Source organism: Streptomyces aureoversilis (genome assembly GCF_042657885.1).
Lineage (GTDB): Bacteria > Actinomycetota > Actinomycetes > Streptomycetales > Streptomycetaceae > Streptomyces > Streptomyces aureoversilis.
Genome location: NZ_JBHSKJ010000007.1, coordinates 185455 through 200885 on the forward strand (window position 1 = coordinate 185455; position 15431 = coordinate 200885).

A 15431-nucleotide genomic window follows, 5' to 3' on the forward strand; every position below is an offset into this window, starting at 1 on the left:
CTCGCACCGGCCCGGGTGAACGGCTCAGGAGGGCAAACCCATGATCCGTGCAGCCGATATCCGCGAGTGGCGCAACCGTAGCGTCGTCGACCCGAAGGACCACAAGATCGGCGTACTCGAAGCGATCTACGTGGACACCACCACCGATGAGCCGGCCATGGCCACGGTCCGGATCGGACTCCCCACTCGTCACCAGCTGGCCTTCGTCCCCCTCGACAACGTGATCCTCGGCCCGGACTACGTCAAGGTCTCCTACGCCAAGGCACTGGTGAAGAAGGCACCCTCAATCGGCATGGACGACATCCTGCCCGCTGAGGCAGAGGAAGCGATCTTCCAGCACTACGACATGACCTACCAGCCGGGCACAGGCGGCGAACGCCAACTCGCCCGCCGCTAACCGACCACGCTCAGCCCAAAAGAGGTGTTCGCGCCATGGCCTTCTTCCTCTTCCTCGCCCTTGTGGCCGTCTTGCTGGGAATCATCGGCGTGGTAGCGGAGGGGCTGTTCTACCTGCTGATCATCGGCATCGTGCTTTTTGTGGTCACAGTGGCCTTCTACGGCGCCCACTGGTCCCGGCGCTCGGCCCGGCGCCCCCTACGCTGACGGAGGACTGTGGCCTGCGCAGACCATCCAGGACCTCTGGGAGAACCGGGACCAGGCCGTCGCCATCCTGGAGACGGGCGGGATCGGCGCGGCCTCCGTCCTGACCATCGGCGGTGTCGCGTACAGGGTGCTGATCCGCGAGCGCCGGGAGCTGATGCGCGAATGGGTCATCCCGCTGCACAAAGCGATCGCTCGACCGCTGGGCCGGTGGCTACGTCAGGTCGTTGCGAATGGGCGCAACCGCGCCGACGGCAGCGGGCTCGCGCCCTGGCCTCTGCCTCTCAGTTTCGACTATGACTACGACAAGACCCTGAAGGACTTCCTGATCGGCCAGGCCAAGAATCCGGACTCGCCCTTCGAGATCCATGACTGGTCGATCAAGGAGGCATCCCCTGACTGGAAAGACAAGGCCCGCGCCGGAATCCGGACGCCGCACGTCGTCATCGTCATCTGTGGCGAGCACACGGACACAGCTATCGGTGTGGGCATCGAGCTCAAGATCATCCAGGAGGAAGGAGTCGACCACTTTCTCCTGAACGGATACAGCGGCAAGAACGGCAGGAAACCGACCACGGCCAAGCCCGCCGACAAGATCTACAAGTGGACGTGGGAGAACCTCAAGCTCCTCGTCGGAGGGGCCCGGTGACGACGCCCCCTGAGGGCCAGCGGCCGGAGGGCCTTCGAGCTCTACAAGCTCGCCGTGGAAATGGCCGACGCCGGCATCACTCTGTCGGCTGCCTGGTGGATGCAACTGCGCAGCTACCGGGACCTCAACACCGCGAAGTTCAAGGTCATCAACAAGCTGGAGGAATGCCTCCCTGTCCACATCTGCGCTGACGAATGGGAGGCACTGAAGAGCGATCCGATTCCAGGCTGGCGCAAGCGCTACGCCGAGCTGGGGACGTCCGAACGCATCGTGCGCTGCTGCAGGCCAAGGGGGAGCAGGTACAGGTGGGGCATCGGCGTGCGCAGGCCCGTTCTGCTGCTGGTCTTCACCTGTCGGGGCTGGTGGCACCCTTTTGCTCCGCGGTCCCATGGGAGCTAGCTGCCCAGCACGCCGGGCCCTTCTCGCCGGGCTGTCATCGCCCCACTACTGTCGCCTTCGCCAGAGCACCACCACGAGGGCAGGCGAGCGACCACCAGCATCCCGGCCTCCGGTGACTGGCGCCCGCCCACGGCAACGGCGCGAGGCCAACATGGCCCGCTACGGCCATCGGGGACCTTCGCGTCCACCGTCAGCACCTGGTCGGCGCCAGTGAGCGCTAGGACCCGCTGCACTGCAGCCGACACCCGGTCAGGACCAGACGCCTTTGCAGCCGCATGCCTGTGCCACCACAGCAGCTCGTGCAGCCCGGCAGAGTCGAGGAAGTCCGCCCCAGCCATCTCCAGTGCCAGCCGCTGACCGGCCGACTCGGGCAGCTGACAGGCAGCAACGCAGGCGGGCGGCCATCGAGCTTGGGGCAGTCCCTAGTACAGATTTCCAGTGCTGGAGACTGACAGAGAAGGCATCTCAGCCGTGTAGAAAATCTGTCGTGGCGAGAGTAGACATGGGCCGTGTGAGGGGGTTACGGTTTTGTCCGAAGCCACGAGATCGAGTAAGGCGCGGCAGAGGACGAACTACCGCGCATGCAAGTCTCAGCAGGAGCGGCACGGCGGCGGAGCGGTGGGGCCGGAAGGTAGACAAGGTCCCGTCACTGGCCCCCGGCCCGGGCGGCTCACGGGGCCGCGAGCAGTACCGAAGCTCCAAGCAGCACGAAGAAGAAGGAGGCAGACGCCATCAGGATCGCCCGGGCGAGGAAGCTGCACGGCCCGGGTACCGCAAGACCCCGGATTGGAAGGTGGTCCCCGGTCACGCAACTGCGATCCCCGCATGCCCGGCCTTTCAGGCCCGGCCGCGGAACAAGAAGGCCGGCCCCGTAGCAGGCTGGCAGATGGTGTTGAAATCCCTCGGGGCCCTGGTTGCCGCACGGCAACCAGGGCCCCTCGACCGCGTTCCCGCAAACGAAGGCGCAGATGACCACACAAGACCCCCTCGACCGGCTCGATGACGACGACTACCCCGCCTACACCATGGGCAGAGCCGCCGAACTCCTCGGCACCACCCCCGCCTTCCTGCGCGCCATCGGCGAAGCCCGCCTGATCACCCCGCTCCGCTCCGAAGGCGGACACCGCCGCTACTCCCGCTACCAGCTACGCATCGCCGCACGCGCCCGCGAACTCGTCGACCAGGGCACCCCCATCGAGGCCGCCTGCCGGATCATCATCCTCGAAGACCAACTCGAAGAAGCCCAGCGCATCAACGAAGAACTACGCCACACCGCGCCCCAGCAGCCCCACCACACCACCGACTCCTGAAATCCACGGTCTGTCGGCAAACCCGGCGACAGCCCTGGGCAGCCGCGAGCCCGCCTGCCTTGGACGCCCTAGCGGGCGCCTCCTGCTCCGGCGCCAGCGGCACGACGTCGATCTCTGCAGGAGCCGACGCTGCGTGTCGGCGACGCGCGAAAATCGTGGCCCTGTCTCACATTCCGTGCCAGAGCCACTTTTATGCCCACAAGCGACGGCCCCATATCCGAGCGGCAGGAGCGGTGCCGGACTCCTGGCACCAGCAACCGCTCTGACTCGGGTTGCCTACTTGAAGCCTTTTCCAGTGATGTGAAACGCCTACTCCAGCCAACGCAACCGCCCGCCGGCGGACCCTAGCGGCCCCGCTGGCGGGCGGATTCACGACCTCTGGCCGCCCTCCTGCGAGCGTCACGAGCGTCATTTCAGCGTCAGAATTTCTCCCCTAACGCTCATAGCGCACATAACGCACGCCAGGTAAAACCGCAGGTCAGACGCGGTCTCCCGTGGGCTTGAGGATCGCCACGCACTCCACGTGATGGGTCATCGGAAAGAGGTCGAAAGCCCGGAGCTTCACCGGCTTGTAGCCGGCCTCGGCGAAGTAGTTGAGGTCGCGGGCCAGGGCGGCCGGGTCGCAGGCCACGTAGGCGATGCGGCGGGCGCCGAGGGAGGCGAGGTGGTGGACCGTCTGCTTGCCGGCGCCGGCGCGGGGCGGGTCGAGGACGATGATGTCGGCCTCCTTGATGCCCGTGCGCGGGAGGACCTGCTCGACCTTGCCCTGTTCGATGCGGACGCGGTCGAGGTCCTGGAGGTTGTGGCGGGCGTCCTCGACGGCGCGCTTGCCGGATTCGATGCCGAGGACGGCGCCCTTCTCGCCGATGCGCTCGCCGAGGGCGCCGGCGAAGAGGCCCACGCCGCAGTAGAGGTCGAGGGCCATGTCGCCCTTGCGGGGCATGAGGCCCTGCATGACGGCCTTCACCAGCATGTCGGCCGCCTGCGGGTGGACCTGCCAGAAGCCGCCCTCGCCCACGCGGTACGTGCGCTCGTCGGCGCGCTCGCGGACGAAGGGGCGGCCGTGGACGCGGTGGACCTGCTTGTCGCCCCGGCGGTTCTCGCCGACGCGCATCACCGAGACCGGCTTGTCCAGTTCCACGATCGGGAGGCGGCCGCCCGGCTTCGGGGTCAGGATGACCTGGCGGTCCGCCGAGCCGCTCGCCGCGATGGCCTCCACCGAGGCGATCTGCGGCCACTCGCGCTTCTCGATGCCCAGCTCGCTCACGCCCGGCGCGGCGATCATGCAGTGGTCGATGACCTGGACGTCGTGCGAGCGGTGCTTGCGCAGGCCCGCGTGGCCCTCGGCGTCGATCGCGTACTGGACGCGGGTGCGCCAGGCGGGGACCTCGCCCGCGGGGAGCTTGTCGCCCTCGGCCGGCATCACGGTGCCGTCCCAGCCGGCGTCCTCGGGGGTGAGGCCCGCGAGGCGCTTCAGCTGCTCGGCGATGACCTCGCCCTTGAAGCGGCGCTGGGCGCCGGGCTTGGCGTGCTGCCAGTCGCAGCCGCCGCACTTGCCGGGGCCGGAGAAGGGGCAGGGGGCCTCGACGCGGTCCTTGGACGGCGTGAGGATCCGCACCGCGTCCGCGCGCAGGAAGCGGGAGGTCGCCTCGCCCTCGGTGATCTTCGCGATCACGCGCTCGCCGGGGAGCGTGTGGCGGACGAAGAGGACGCGGCCCGACTCCGTACGGGCGACGCAGTGGCCGCCGTGGGCCACCGGGCCCACCTCGACCTCGTACTCCTCGCCGACCAGCGATTCCTGCGGTGCGTTCTGCATGGTGGTCGGCTCCAGAGCGTAAAGGGAAAGGTGAGGCGGGACAGCCGTCCAGTCTACGGGCCGTCCCACCCCACCTGCGAATTCACCGGGTCGGCGGTGCTGCTTCCGCGCTACTTCTTCGTCGACGCCTTTTCCTTCTTCTGCTCCCCCACCGGGCCTCTGCGCACCGAACCCGGCGCGTTCCACTCGGCGCGCTTGCGGGCCCGCAGCTTGGCCGCCTCGGAGGAGTCGAGCTGCCAGGGCACCGAGGTGACCATCACGCCCGGCGTGAAGAGCAGGCGGCCCTTCAGGCGCAGGGCGCTCTGGTTGTGCAGCAGGTGCTCGTACCAGTGGCCGACCACGTACTCCGGGATGTAGACGCTGACGACGTCGCGCGGGCTCTCCTTGCGGAGGCTCTTGACGTAGTCGATGACGGGGCGCGTGATCTCGCGGTAGGGCGAGTCGAGGATCTTCAGCGGGACGTCGACGCTGCGGCGCTGCCACTCCTCGCGCAGCGCCTTGGTCTCGGCCGGGTCGACGCTGATGCTGAGCGCTTCGAGGGTGTCGGAGCGCATGAGCTTGGCGTAGGCCAGGGCCCGCAGCGTCGGCTTGTGGATCTTGGAGACCAGGACGATCGAGTGGACGCGCGAGGGGCGGACGGTGTCGTCGCCCGGGCCCTCGTCGGCCGCGATCTCCTCGGACACCCGGTCGTAGTGCTTCCGGATCGCCGTCATGGTCGCGTAGAAGATCACCATGCCGAGCAGGGCGACCCACGCGCCGTGGGTGAACTTCGTCAGCAGGACGACGACGAGGACCAGGCCGGTGAGGAAGGCGCCGAACATGTTGATCGCGCGGGAGCGGACCATGCGGCGGCGCTTGGCCGGGTCGGTCTCCGTGCGCAGGTGGCGGTTCCAGTGCCGGACCATGCCGGTCTGGCTCAGGGTGAAGGAGACGAAGACGCCGACGATGTAGAGCTGGATCAGCTTGGTCGAGTCCGCGCCGTAGATGTAGACCAGGACGGCCGCGGCGCCCGCGAGCAGCACGATGCCGTTCGAGAAGGCCAGGCGGTCGCCGCGCGTGTGCAGCTGGCGCGGCAGGTAGCGGTCCTGGGCGAGGATCGAGCCGAGCAGCGGGAAGCCGTTGTACGCGGTGTTCGCCGCGAGGAACAGCACCAGCGCGGTGGACGCCGCGAGGATGATGAAGAGGAACGATCCGCTTCCGAAGACGGCCTCGGCGACCTGCGAGATCACCGGGTTCTGGGTGTAGTCCTCGCCGACCGGCGTGCCGTTCTTGAGCAGGTCGGTGGCCGGGTTCTCGGCCATGCGGACGTTCGTCGCCATGGCCAGGCCGATGATGCCGCAGAACATGGTGACGGCGAGGGCGCCCATCAGGGCGAGCGTCGTGGCGGCGTTCTTCGACTTCGGCTTGCGGAAGGCGGGGACGCCGTTGCTGATGGCCTCGACGCCGGTGAGGGCCGCACAGCCGGAGGAGAAGGCGCGCAGCAGCAGGAAGACGAGGGCGACACCCGCGAGGCCCTGGTGCTCGGCGTGGATGGTGAAGTCGGCGGTGGGGGCCTTCATGGTCTCGTCCATGAAGAGGCCGCGGGCCGCACCCCAGACGATCATGATGAACACGCCGCCCACGAAGACGTACGTGGGGATCGCGAAGAGCTTGCCCGACTCCTTGACGCCGCGCAGGTTCATCAGGGTGAGCAGCACGATCACGCCGACGGCGCACGCCGTCTTGTGCTCGATGACGAAGGGGACGGCGGAGCCGAGGTTCTCGATGCCGGAGGAGATGGAGACCGCGACGGTCAGGACGTAGTCGACGAGCAGGGCGCTCGCGACGGTCAGGCCGGCCTTGGGGCCGAGGTTGACGTTGGCGACCTCGTAGTCGCCGCCGCCGCTGGGGTAGGCGTGGACGTTCTGGCGGTACGAGGCGACCACCGTGAACATCAGCACGACCACGGCGACGGCGATCCATGGGCTGAAGTGGTAGGCCGACACGCCTGCCGCGGAGAGCACGAGGAGCACTTCGCCCGGCGCGTACGCCACGGAGGAGAGCGGGTCGGAGGCGAAGACGGGCAGGGCGATGCGCTTCGGGAGAAGGGTTTCTCCCAGCTTGCTGCTGTGCAGCGCCCGGCCGATGAGGATCCGTTTCGGCAGGTCGGTCAGTTTGGACACAACAGAGGATCGTAAGCGCTCGCCCGGAGCGCCGCCCACCCGCCACCCGCCGGAACGGAAATGTGGCGCACGCCGCACCACCCGTTCCGTGGTGCGGCGAGAACGCTCAGTCGCCACGCCTGACGCAGAGTCGTCGTGCCGCACGTTCGGTCGCGTCGTGCGGCACGGCGGGGCCGGTCGTGCCGGCGGGCGGATCAGCCGTGCAGCAGGGCCGGCAGCGCGCGGTGGCCGTTGGAGATGAAGGACTCCACGGGCCGCAGGTCGCCCGGCTCGACGGCGAGCCGCATCCGCGGGAAGCGGTCGAAGAGCGCGGGCAGGGCGATCGCGGCCTCCAGGCGCGCGAGGGGGGCGCCGAGGCAGAAGTGCACGCCGTGGCCGAAGGCGAGGTGGTCCTTGACGGTGCGGGTGACGTCGAAGCGGTCCGGTTCCGCGCCGTGCAGCTCCGGGTCGCGGCCGGCCGCGGCGTAGGCGGCGAGGATCGCGTCGCCCCGCTGCAGCACGGTGCCGTCGGGCAGCGCGATGTCCTCGGTGGCGTAGCGCAGCGGGAGGCTCGCCACGGGGGACCGGTTGCGCAGGGTCTCCTCGATCACGTCGTCCCAGCCGGCCGTGCCCGCGCGGACGAGGGCCAGCTGGTCGGGGTGGGTGAGCAGGGCGTGGATGGCGTTGTCGAGGAGGTTGACGGTGGTCTCGTGCCCGGCGCTGATCACCAGCAGCAGGGTGTCGAGGAGCTCCTGCTCGCTGAGGCGCGAGCCGTCCTCCTCGCGGGCGGAGATCAGCACGCTCGTCATGTCGTCGGCGGGGGCCGCCCGCTTGGCGGCGACGAGGGCGCCGAGGAGCTCGTAGGTCCGCGCGTACGTGGCCGTGACCTCGGCCGGGTCGGCGGAGGTGTGGAAGATGCTGTCGACGCAGTCGCGCAGGCCCTCGCGCAGGTCCGGGTCGGTGACGCCGAAGAGCTCGCAGATGACCTGGATGGGGATCGGGTAGGCGTACACCTCGCGCAGGTCGACGGGCTCGCCCGGATCCGTGGCGGCCAGAGCGTCGAGGAGCTCCGCCGTCATCGCCTCGATACGGGGGCGCAGGGCGGCGGTGCGGCGGGCGGTGAAGGCCTTGGCCACGAGGGCGCGCAGGCGCTTGTGGTCCGTGCCGTAGGCGGTGAACATGTTCCGCACGGCCACCCAGGTGAACAGGGGCCACTCGGGCGAGATCTCACCGTTGATCCAGGCCGGCCAGTGCTGGTGCGGGTCCTTCGAGACGCGCGGGTCCGTCAGGAGCTCCTTCAGCAGCGGCTGGGTGGTCACTGCCCACGCCACCACTCCCCCAGGAAGCTCCACGGGCGTCGCGGCGCCCCGGGCCCGGATGCGGGCGGCCTCGCCGTGGATGTCGCTGCCGGTGGCGTCGATCCGGAAGGGGGCGGGCTGAACCGGGACGGTACTGGGCTTGCGTTCCATCGGCTGTCTCCAGGGAGGTCGGCCTGCTGCGGGGAATGAGCGGACTGATCGGAGCGGGGCTGCTCGTACGGCGGCACGGGGCCGGGACCGGGACCGAGCCTGGGGCCGGGACCGGGTGCAGACCCGGAACCGGGCCCGGGCCCAGGCCCTGGGCCGCGTACGGCGGACGCCGAGAGGTCGTGGACGGGCGCCGGACGCGCGCCGGACGGCGGCGCCGGGGGGAAGCGCACCGGCAGGGCCGTCAGCGCGCGGTGGAAGGGGCCCGGGCGCCAGACGAGGCGGTCGGCCGGGATCGCGAGCTCCAGGTCGGGCAGGCGGTCGAGGAGCTTCTCGACGGCGACGGCGGCGATCAGGCGGGCCGAGTCCTTGGCCGGGCAGTGGTGGGGGCCCGCGCTCCAGGCGAGGTGGGCGCGGTTGCCGGTGCGCCGGCCGGAGAGCAGCGCCGGGTCGGTGTTGGCCGCGGCGAAACTGACGACCACGGGCTCGCCGGCGGCCAGCGGCACGCCGCCGAAGTCGACGTCCTGGACGGGGTAGTGGACGCCGTAGTTGGCCATGGGCGGGTCGAGCCACAGCACCTCGTCCAGGGCGTCCTCGACGGGCATGCTGCCGCCGGCGAGGTCGCCGGCGAAGCGGTCGTCGGAGAGCAGCAGCCGCAGGGCGTTGGCGATGAGGTTCTGCTGGGGCTCGGTGCCGGCGCCGATGAGGACGACGTGCTGGTGGATCAGCTCCTCGTCGCTCAGGCGGGCGTGGTGCGCCATCAGCCAGGACGTCATGTCCGCGCCGGGCTGCTCGCGCTTGAGGGCGATGAGCTCGACGAGGCTGCTGGTGATGAGGGCGTCGGCGCGCTCGGCGTCGACGCCGTCGAAGATGCCCGAGAAGCCCTCGACGAGCCGGTCGCCCAGCTCGGGCGGGCAGCCGAAGAGCTGCTGGAAGACCAGCAGCGGCAGCACCTTGGCGTACGCGCCGAGGAGGTCGGCCTCGCCCAGGCCGGCGAAGCGGTCGATGAGCGTGTCGGCGCTGCGCTCGACGTAGCCGCGCAGGGCGTTGGGGTCGATGCGCGCCAGGGAGTCGGTGACGGCCTGGCGCAGCCGCGTGTGGGCCTCGCCGTCGGAGAACAGGCAGTTCGGCCGGTAGGCCATCATCGGCACGACGGGGTTGTCCGGGGCGACCCGGCCGTCGGCGAGGGCGCGCCAGCGGCGGGCGTCCTTGCCGAAGATCTCGGGTGTCCGGAGCACTTCGAGGGCGGCCCGGTAGTCGGTGACGAGGGTCGCGTGCGCGCCGGGCGCCAGCTCCACGGGGGCGGCCGGGCCCTGGGCACGCAGGCGCGCGTAGACGGCGTGCGGGTCGGCGGCGAAGTCGGGGCCGTACATGGGGGTGGGCGCGGGGGCGCCTACGGGGCATGTGGAGGGCGTCGGGCCGGCGGGGCTTGCGGGACCGGCGGGGCCTCCAGGGCCGCCGAAGCCTGCGGGGCCGCCGGGGCCTGCCTGGCCCGTCGGCCCCGCGGGGGGCCAGGCAGCGGGCGGGGCCTGGTGGGCGGCACCCGGGTCGGCCAGGGGCTGCTGCGGCATGGGGCCCTGGTGGGCAGGGTTCCGCTGGGTGTGGCTCTGGTGGGCGGCGCCCGGATGAGCGGAGTCCTGCCGCATGGAGCCGCGGTGCGCGGGCGGCTGCTGCATGGAGGCCTGGTGCGTAGGGTCCTGCTGCAGGTGGCCTTGATGCACGGGGTTTTGGTGGGCAGGGTCCTGCTGCAGGTGGCCTTGATGCCCGGAGTTTTGGTGCACAGGGTCCTGCTGGATGTGGCTCTGGTGGCCGGGGCTCGACTGTCCGGGGCCCTGATGGGCAGCGGCCGGGTACGCGGAGCCCTGCGGCATGGTGCCCTGGTGCACCGCGTCCTGCGGCATGAAGCCCTGGTGCGCAGGGTCCTGCGGCATGGGCTCATGGATCCCCGAGCCCTGCGGCGCAGGGCCCGGTCGGGTCGGGCCCCGGTGGGCCGGGCAGCCCGGTGGGGGGATCGGGGCGGGGGTGGGTTCCCCTCCCGTCCCCCACGCGTCGGGACGGTGGTTCACACGTGCTCCCGTACTACGGTGCGCCGCTGCAGGTACTCGACGAGGGAGATGAGCGCGCGGGTGGAGGACACCCGGTCGCGGGCGTCGCACGTGACCAGCGGCGTCTCGGGGAGCAGGTCGAGCGCCTCGCGGATCTCCTCCTCGGGGTACACCGGCGCGCCCTCGAAGTGGTTGACGGCCACCGCGTACGGCAGGCCGAGCTCCTCCAGGAGGCCCATGACGTCGAAGGACTGCTCCAGGCGGCGGGTGTCGGCCAGGACGAGCGCGCCGAGCGCGCCGTGGGTCATGTCCTGCCACAGCCGCGTGAAGCGCTGCTGGCCGGGCGCGCCGAAGAGGTAGAGCACGAGGCTGTCGCTGAGGGTGAGCCGGCCGAAGTCCATGGCGACCGTGGTGGTGGTCTTGCCCTCGATGCCGGCGAGGTCGTCGACGCTCGCACCGGCCTGGGTCATGGTCTCTTCGGTGCGCAGCGGCCGGATCTCCGACAGCGAGCCGACGAAAGTGGTCTTGCCGACCGCGAAGTGGCCGACGACGAGGAGTTTCGCGGCGGTGCGCACGGTGCGGCGCAGATAGAGGTCTCCGTCGGGAGCTGGCTCAGAGGCGAGCGCGGAGTCCATCCAGCACCTCCTGCAGGATCTGGGCCTCGGGGAGTTGTGCCGAGGGGATGGGGGCCCGGGTGATGAGGTGGCCGCTGTCGACGAGGTCGCCGAGCAGCACCTTGGTGACGCTGACGGGCAGCATGAGGTGCCCGGCGATCTCGGCGACCGACAGCGGGCCGCCGAGGCAGAGTTCCATGAGCCGGCGCTTCTCGGGGCTGAGCCCGGTGAGCGGCCGGTCGTACTGGGCCAGGACCAGGGTGACCAGGTCGAAGGTGTTGCGGGTCGGGTGGGCGCGGCCGTCGGTGACGACGTACGGGCGCACTAACCCTCGCTCGTGCCTCGGCGTGGGCGGGGTCATGCCGGGGCGCCCGAGCCCTGCCAGTTGCCCGCGATGCCCGCGTTGCCCGCGCGGGGCGGGCTGGTCAGCTCCTTGCCGAGCCGGTCGACGAGCTTCTGCATGCGGTACGTGACCGCTTCCATGTCGACGTGCTCGGTGGCGGAGACGGCGAGGTAGGCGCCGGGTCCCGCGGCGATGAGGAAGACGTAGCCGTGGGCGAACTCGACGAGCGTCTGCCGCCACGGGTTGTCCTGCTGCGCCTGGTGGGTGCAGAACTCGGACGTGGAGCGGCTGATCGACTGCAGGCCCGAGAGGGCCGCGGCCTGGCGCTCGGCCTCGTCGCGCTCGATGCCCTGGGAGCGGGCGCGCAGCATGCCGTCCGAGGACAGGAGGATCGCGTGCCGGGCTTCGGGCATCTTGACGACCTCGTCCAGCATCCAGCCGAGCTCGTTGTTGAGGTGGTCGTTCACGCGTGGGGGTTCCCTTCGTCGTCTACGGGGGCGGGGGCCTGGGCAAAGGGGTGGGCGGCGTCCGGTTCCGGGGCCCCGTGCGGCGGGCCGACGGGGGTGCCTGCGGCGGGGGTGCGGCCCGCGCGGGTGCCGCGCGCGAAGGCGCCCATGCGGCGGGCGGTCTCCTCGGCGGTGCGCTCGGGGGCGGCGGGCCCGCTGCCGGGGGCGCCCGGTGCGGGCGACTCGGCAGGCAGGGGCGCGGGGCGGCCACGGCGGCCGTCGGGGGACGGCTGCCGGCGGCGGCGCTTGGGGAGGCCTCCGGCGGTGGAGCCCACGGAACCGGGAACGGGTGCCCCTCCGGGGAGGGAGCCGTCACCGGAGGCGGGGGCGCCGCCGGGGAGGAAGCCGCCTCCGGAGACCGCGCCGCCGTCGGCGCCCGGGCCGGCACCGGCCACGGGACCGCCGCCGGGGACGGGGCCACGGCCGGGGACGGGGCCACCGCCGAGGGGGCCGTCGGAGCCACCGCGGCTGCCGCCGGGCATGCCGGGGAAGCCGGCCTCCGCCTCGGGGCTACGGGCGGAGGTCTCCGGGAAGCCGGTCGGCGCCTCGCGGTTGCGAGCGGAAGCCTCCGGGAAACCGGCGGCCCGTCCCTCGCGGTTACGAGCGGAAGCCTCCGGGAAACCGCCGGGGGCCTCGGGCCCGCGGACGGAAGTCTCCGGGAAGCCGCCCTGCCCCTCGGGCCCTCGCGCGGAGCTCTCCGGGAAAGCGGCGGCCGAGGCCTCCGGGAAGTCGGGGAAGTCCGGGACGGGCGTACGTCCGGGGGGCCGCGTCGCGGCGGTGCGGTCCGCCGCGTACGAGCCCGCGCCCGCACCCGCGCCCGGGGGCCGCAGCGGCGTGGTGCCGGGCCCGTCGATGTCGAGCTGGGTGAGCAGGGTGCTGGGGAGGAACAGCACGGCCCGGACGCCGCCGTAGGGCGAGCGGGTGTCGACGGAGACGCTGAACCCGTAGCGCGCGGCGAGCACGCCGATGACGGGGAAGCCGAACTGCGGCGGGTCGCCGAGGCGGGAGACGTCGACGGCGGCGCGGCCGGACAGCAGGGCGCCGGCCCGCTGGGTCTCCTGGCCGTCCATGCCGACCCCGGCGTCGTCGATGACGATGCAGGCGCCGTTGTGCACGGGCTGCAGGCCGACCTCGACGGTGGTGTTGGGCTGGGAGTGGCGGGCGGCGTTGTCGAGGAGCTCGGCGACGGCGAGGACGACGGGCTCCACGGCGCGGCTGACGACGGCGAGGTCGGCCTGGCTGTGGACCTGGACGCGCCGGTAGTCGCGGATGCGGGACGTGGCGCCGCGGACGACGTCGGTGAGCGGGGAGGCGGCGCGCTGCCGGCCCGGCCAGGAGCCGCACAGGACGGCGATGGCCTGGGCGCGGCGGCCGAACTGGGAGTTGGCGTGGTCGATCTGCAGCAGGTCGCGCAGCACGTCGGGGTTGTCGTGCCGGTCCTGCATGTCGGAGATGGCCAGCTGCTGCTCGTGGGCGAGGCCCTGGAGCGCGCGCATGGAGGCCTTGAGGGCGGCCTTCGCGGACTGGTCGGCGCGGGCCTGCGCCTTGTCGACGGCCTGGGTGAAGGTGTCCATCACCGACTGCAGGCCGTGTGCGAAGACGGTGCCCGTGAGCTGTTCGTCGAGCAGGCCGGGCAGCGGCACCGGCTGGTTCATGGAGGCCGTGACGGCGGGGAGCCGGACGGTGACCAGGTGCCCGAGTTCGCTGTCGCGCGCCCGCTGCCCCTCCTCCAGCGTGGTGGCGCGCAGCCGCAGGGCCGCGGCGATCCCCCGCTGGCGCACCAGCAGGACCGCGACGGCGATCAGTGCGGCGGCCAGGCACCAGGTCACTACGTCCGGTATGTGATGTGACATCAATTCCTCGTGGACGCAGGGGGCATGCGGACGGCTGGACGGGGCCGTGGTCCCTGACGTCCCGTCCAGAAGCGGAATACGCCGATCATCCTAACCACGGCGCTGCCCGCTTGGCCGATCTTCGCCCGTGGATGACCGAACACGCATCCGCCTTCCGCGGGCCTCGGGTGAGGGTACGGAAGGCGGAGGAAAAACGCAGGTGATTCGCGTGATGTGTTGTCAGGGCCACAATGCGCGGTCCACCAGCGGGCCTGCGGCGCCGGTGTAGTCGGCGGGGTCGCACAGGGCCGCCAGTTCGGCCGCGGTGAAGTGACCGTCCAGTAATGGATTCTCGGCGAGAACCGCCTGCAGTTCCCGGCCACCGGCGGCCGCTTCGGCCGACGCCTCCGTCAGCAGCCGCCTGGCCTCGGCCCTGCCGATGCGCGGCGCGAGGACCGCCGCGAGCCGCTCCGAGACGATCTGTGCGCCCGTCAGGGCGAGGTTGGCGCGCATGCGGTCCGCCCGCACGTCCAGGCCGCCGGCCAGTTCGGCGGCGGTGCGGGCGGCCCCGCCGGAGAGGCGGAGGCACTCGCGCAGCAGCTGCCACTCCGCGTGCCAGGCGCCGGCCGACCGCTCGTCCTCGGCCGCCAGGCACTGCGTCAGGGCACCGGCCAGCGCGGGGACCTGCAGCGCCGCGCTGCGGATCAGGGTGGCGAGCACGGGGTTGCGCTTGTGCGGCATGGCAGAGGAGCCGCCGCGCCCGGCCGGGCCGCCGCCCGGCTCGGCGACCTCGCCGACCTCCGTGCGCGCCAGCGACTGCACATCGGCCGCGATCTTGCCGAGGGCGCCCGCGGTGAAGGCGAGGGCCGCGGCGAGGTCGGCGACCGGGGTGCGCAGCGCGTGCCACGGCAGGGCGGGGCGGGCCAGGCCCGTCTCGGCGGCGAACGCGTCCACGAGCCGGTCGGCGTAGCTGCCGTCGCCGGTGCCCGCGACGCCGTCGAGCCGGGCGTGCTCCAGGTAGCCGGCGAGCGTGCCCGCCGCGCCGCCCAGCGAGACCGGCAGACTCTCGTGCACCCGGCCGAGCCGTGCCTCCGCGTCGAGGACGAGCTGCCGCCAGCCGGCCGCCTTCAGCCCGAAAGTGGTGGGCACGGCGTGCAGGGTGAGCGTGCGGCCCGCCATGACGGTGTCCCGGTGCCGGGCCGCGAGGACGGCCAGCGCCTCGGCGGTACGGGTCAGGTCGGCGCGGGCGATACGCAGGGTGCGGTCCGCTACCAGCATGGCGCCGGTGTCCAGGATGTCCTGGCTGGTGGAGCCGCGGTGCACGTAGGCGGCGGCCTCGGGGGTGTCGGCGGCGACGAGACGGGTGAGCGCCTGGACGAGGCCGACGACGGGGTTGGCCGTCTCACGGGCCGCCAGGGCCAGGGCCCGCACGTCGAGCCGCCCGGCCCGCGCGCACCGGGTGACGGCCTCCGCGGCCACGGCGGGCACGGCCCCGAGACGGGCCTGCGCCCGGGCGAGAGCGGCCTCGGCATCGAGCATGGCCTGCAGCCAGGCGGTATCGGCGGTGACCTCCTCGACGGCTGTGCCGACCCTGACGGGCGAGAGGAGCCCGGCGTCGATGACCGGGACGGCGGCGCCGTCGGGCGGCGCCGAACCGGTCCCGGCGGATAGGGATACGGCGGATACGGATGCGGTCCCGGCGGATGCGGA

At 72.0% G+C, this 15431-nt stretch carries 13 protein-coding genes and 1 pseudogene; 5 read left to right on the forward strand and 9 right to left on the reverse strand.

Going from position 1 to position 15431, the window contains the following annotated elements; all coding sequences use genetic code 11:
* The first annotated feature begins 40 nt into the window (after positions 1-40).
* The 5 genes from ACFPP6_RS14615 (at position 41) to ACFPP6_RS14635 (ending at position 2958) form a co-directional block, all read left to right on the forward strand.
* The gene (locus ACFPP6_RS14615) at positions 41-397 is read left to right on the forward strand and encodes a PRC-barrel domain-containing protein (protein ID WP_382041414.1); all 357 of its coding nucleotides are present in this window, start codon (positions 41-43) and stop codon (positions 395-397) included.
* 35 nt (positions 398-432) lie between these two features.
* A complete protein-coding gene (locus ACFPP6_RS14620; RefSeq protein WP_382041417.1) occupies positions 433-603 on the forward strand; it encodes a hypothetical protein in 171 nt (56 codons plus the stop codon).
* A 127-nt stretch (positions 604-730) separates the two neighbouring features.
* Complete coding sequence (locus tag ACFPP6_RS14625) at positions 731-1249, forward strand: hypothetical protein (RefSeq protein ID WP_382041420.1); 519 nt, start codon at positions 731-733, stop codon at positions 1247-1249.
* A gap of 60 nt (positions 1250-1309) precedes the next feature.
* Positions 1310-1648 carry a RipA family octameric membrane protein gene (locus ACFPP6_RS14630; RefSeq protein ID WP_465269375.1) on the forward strand — a complete coding sequence of 113 codons (339 nt, stop codon included), beginning with the start codon at positions 1310-1312 and terminating at the stop codon, positions 1646-1648.
* A gap of 968 nt (positions 1649-2616) precedes the next feature.
* Positions 2617-2958, forward strand: a complete 342-nt coding sequence (locus tag ACFPP6_RS14635) for a MerR family transcriptional regulator (protein WP_382041424.1) — start codon at positions 2617-2619, stop codon at positions 2956-2958.
* 478 nt (positions 2959-3436) lie between these two features.
* Here ACFPP6_RS14635 and ACFPP6_RS14640 read toward each other — a convergent pair whose 3' ends face one another.
* The 9 genes and pseudogenes from ACFPP6_RS14640 to ACFPP6_RS14680 form a co-directional block, all read right to left on the reverse strand.
* Positions 3437-4774, reverse strand: a complete 1338-nt coding sequence (locus ACFPP6_RS14640; RefSeq protein ID WP_382041427.1) for a class I SAM-dependent RNA methyltransferase — start codon at positions 4772-4774, stop codon at positions 3437-3439.
* Positions 4775-4884: 110 nt separating this feature from the next.
* On the reverse strand, positions 4885-6936 hold the full coding sequence (locus tag ACFPP6_RS14645; RefSeq protein ID WP_382041430.1) for an APC family permease: 2052 nt from the start codon (positions 6934-6936) through the stop codon (positions 4885-4887).
* Between the two features lie 194 nt (positions 6937-7130).
* Positions 7131-8234 carry a cytochrome P450 family protein gene (locus ACFPP6_RS14650; RefSeq protein WP_382041433.1) on the reverse strand — a complete coding sequence of 368 codons (1104 nt, stop codon included), beginning with the start codon at positions 8232-8234 and terminating at the stop codon, positions 7131-7133.
* On the reverse strand, positions 8231-9754 hold the full coding sequence (locus ACFPP6_RS14655; RefSeq protein WP_382041788.1) for a cytochrome P450: 1524 nt from the start codon (positions 9752-9754) through the stop codon (positions 8231-8233). Before ACFPP6_RS14655 ends, ACFPP6_RS14650 begins: the two co-directional genes overlap by 4 nt.
* A 689-nt stretch (positions 9755-10443) precedes the next feature.
* Positions 10444-11061, reverse strand: a complete 618-nt coding sequence (locus ACFPP6_RS14660; RefSeq protein WP_382041436.1) for a GTP-binding protein — start codon at positions 11059-11061, stop codon at positions 10444-10446.
* Entirely contained in the window at positions 11039-11401 is a 363-nt protein-coding gene (locus ACFPP6_RS14665; protein ID WP_058042179.1) for a DUF742 domain-containing protein, read from the reverse strand. The genes ACFPP6_RS14660 and ACFPP6_RS14665 overlap by 23 nt, the downstream gene beginning before the upstream one ends.
* A complete protein-coding gene (locus ACFPP6_RS14670; RefSeq protein ID WP_382041439.1) occupies positions 11398-11850 on the reverse strand; it encodes a roadblock/LC7 domain-containing protein in 453 nt (150 codons plus the stop codon). Before ACFPP6_RS14670 ends, ACFPP6_RS14665 begins: the two co-directional genes overlap by 4 nt.
* 869 nt (positions 11851-12719) lie before the next feature.
* Positions 12720-13742, reverse strand: a pseudogene (locus tag ACFPP6_RS36655) (ATP-binding protein); the annotation flags it as partial.
* Between the two features lie 219 nt (positions 13743-13961).
* Positions 13962-15341 carry a nitrosuccinate lyase gene (locus ACFPP6_RS14680; protein ID WP_465269376.1) on the reverse strand — a complete coding sequence of 460 codons (1380 nt, stop codon included), beginning with the start codon at positions 15339-15341 and terminating at the stop codon, positions 13962-13964.
* Between the last annotated feature and the right edge of the window lie 90 nt (positions 15342-15431).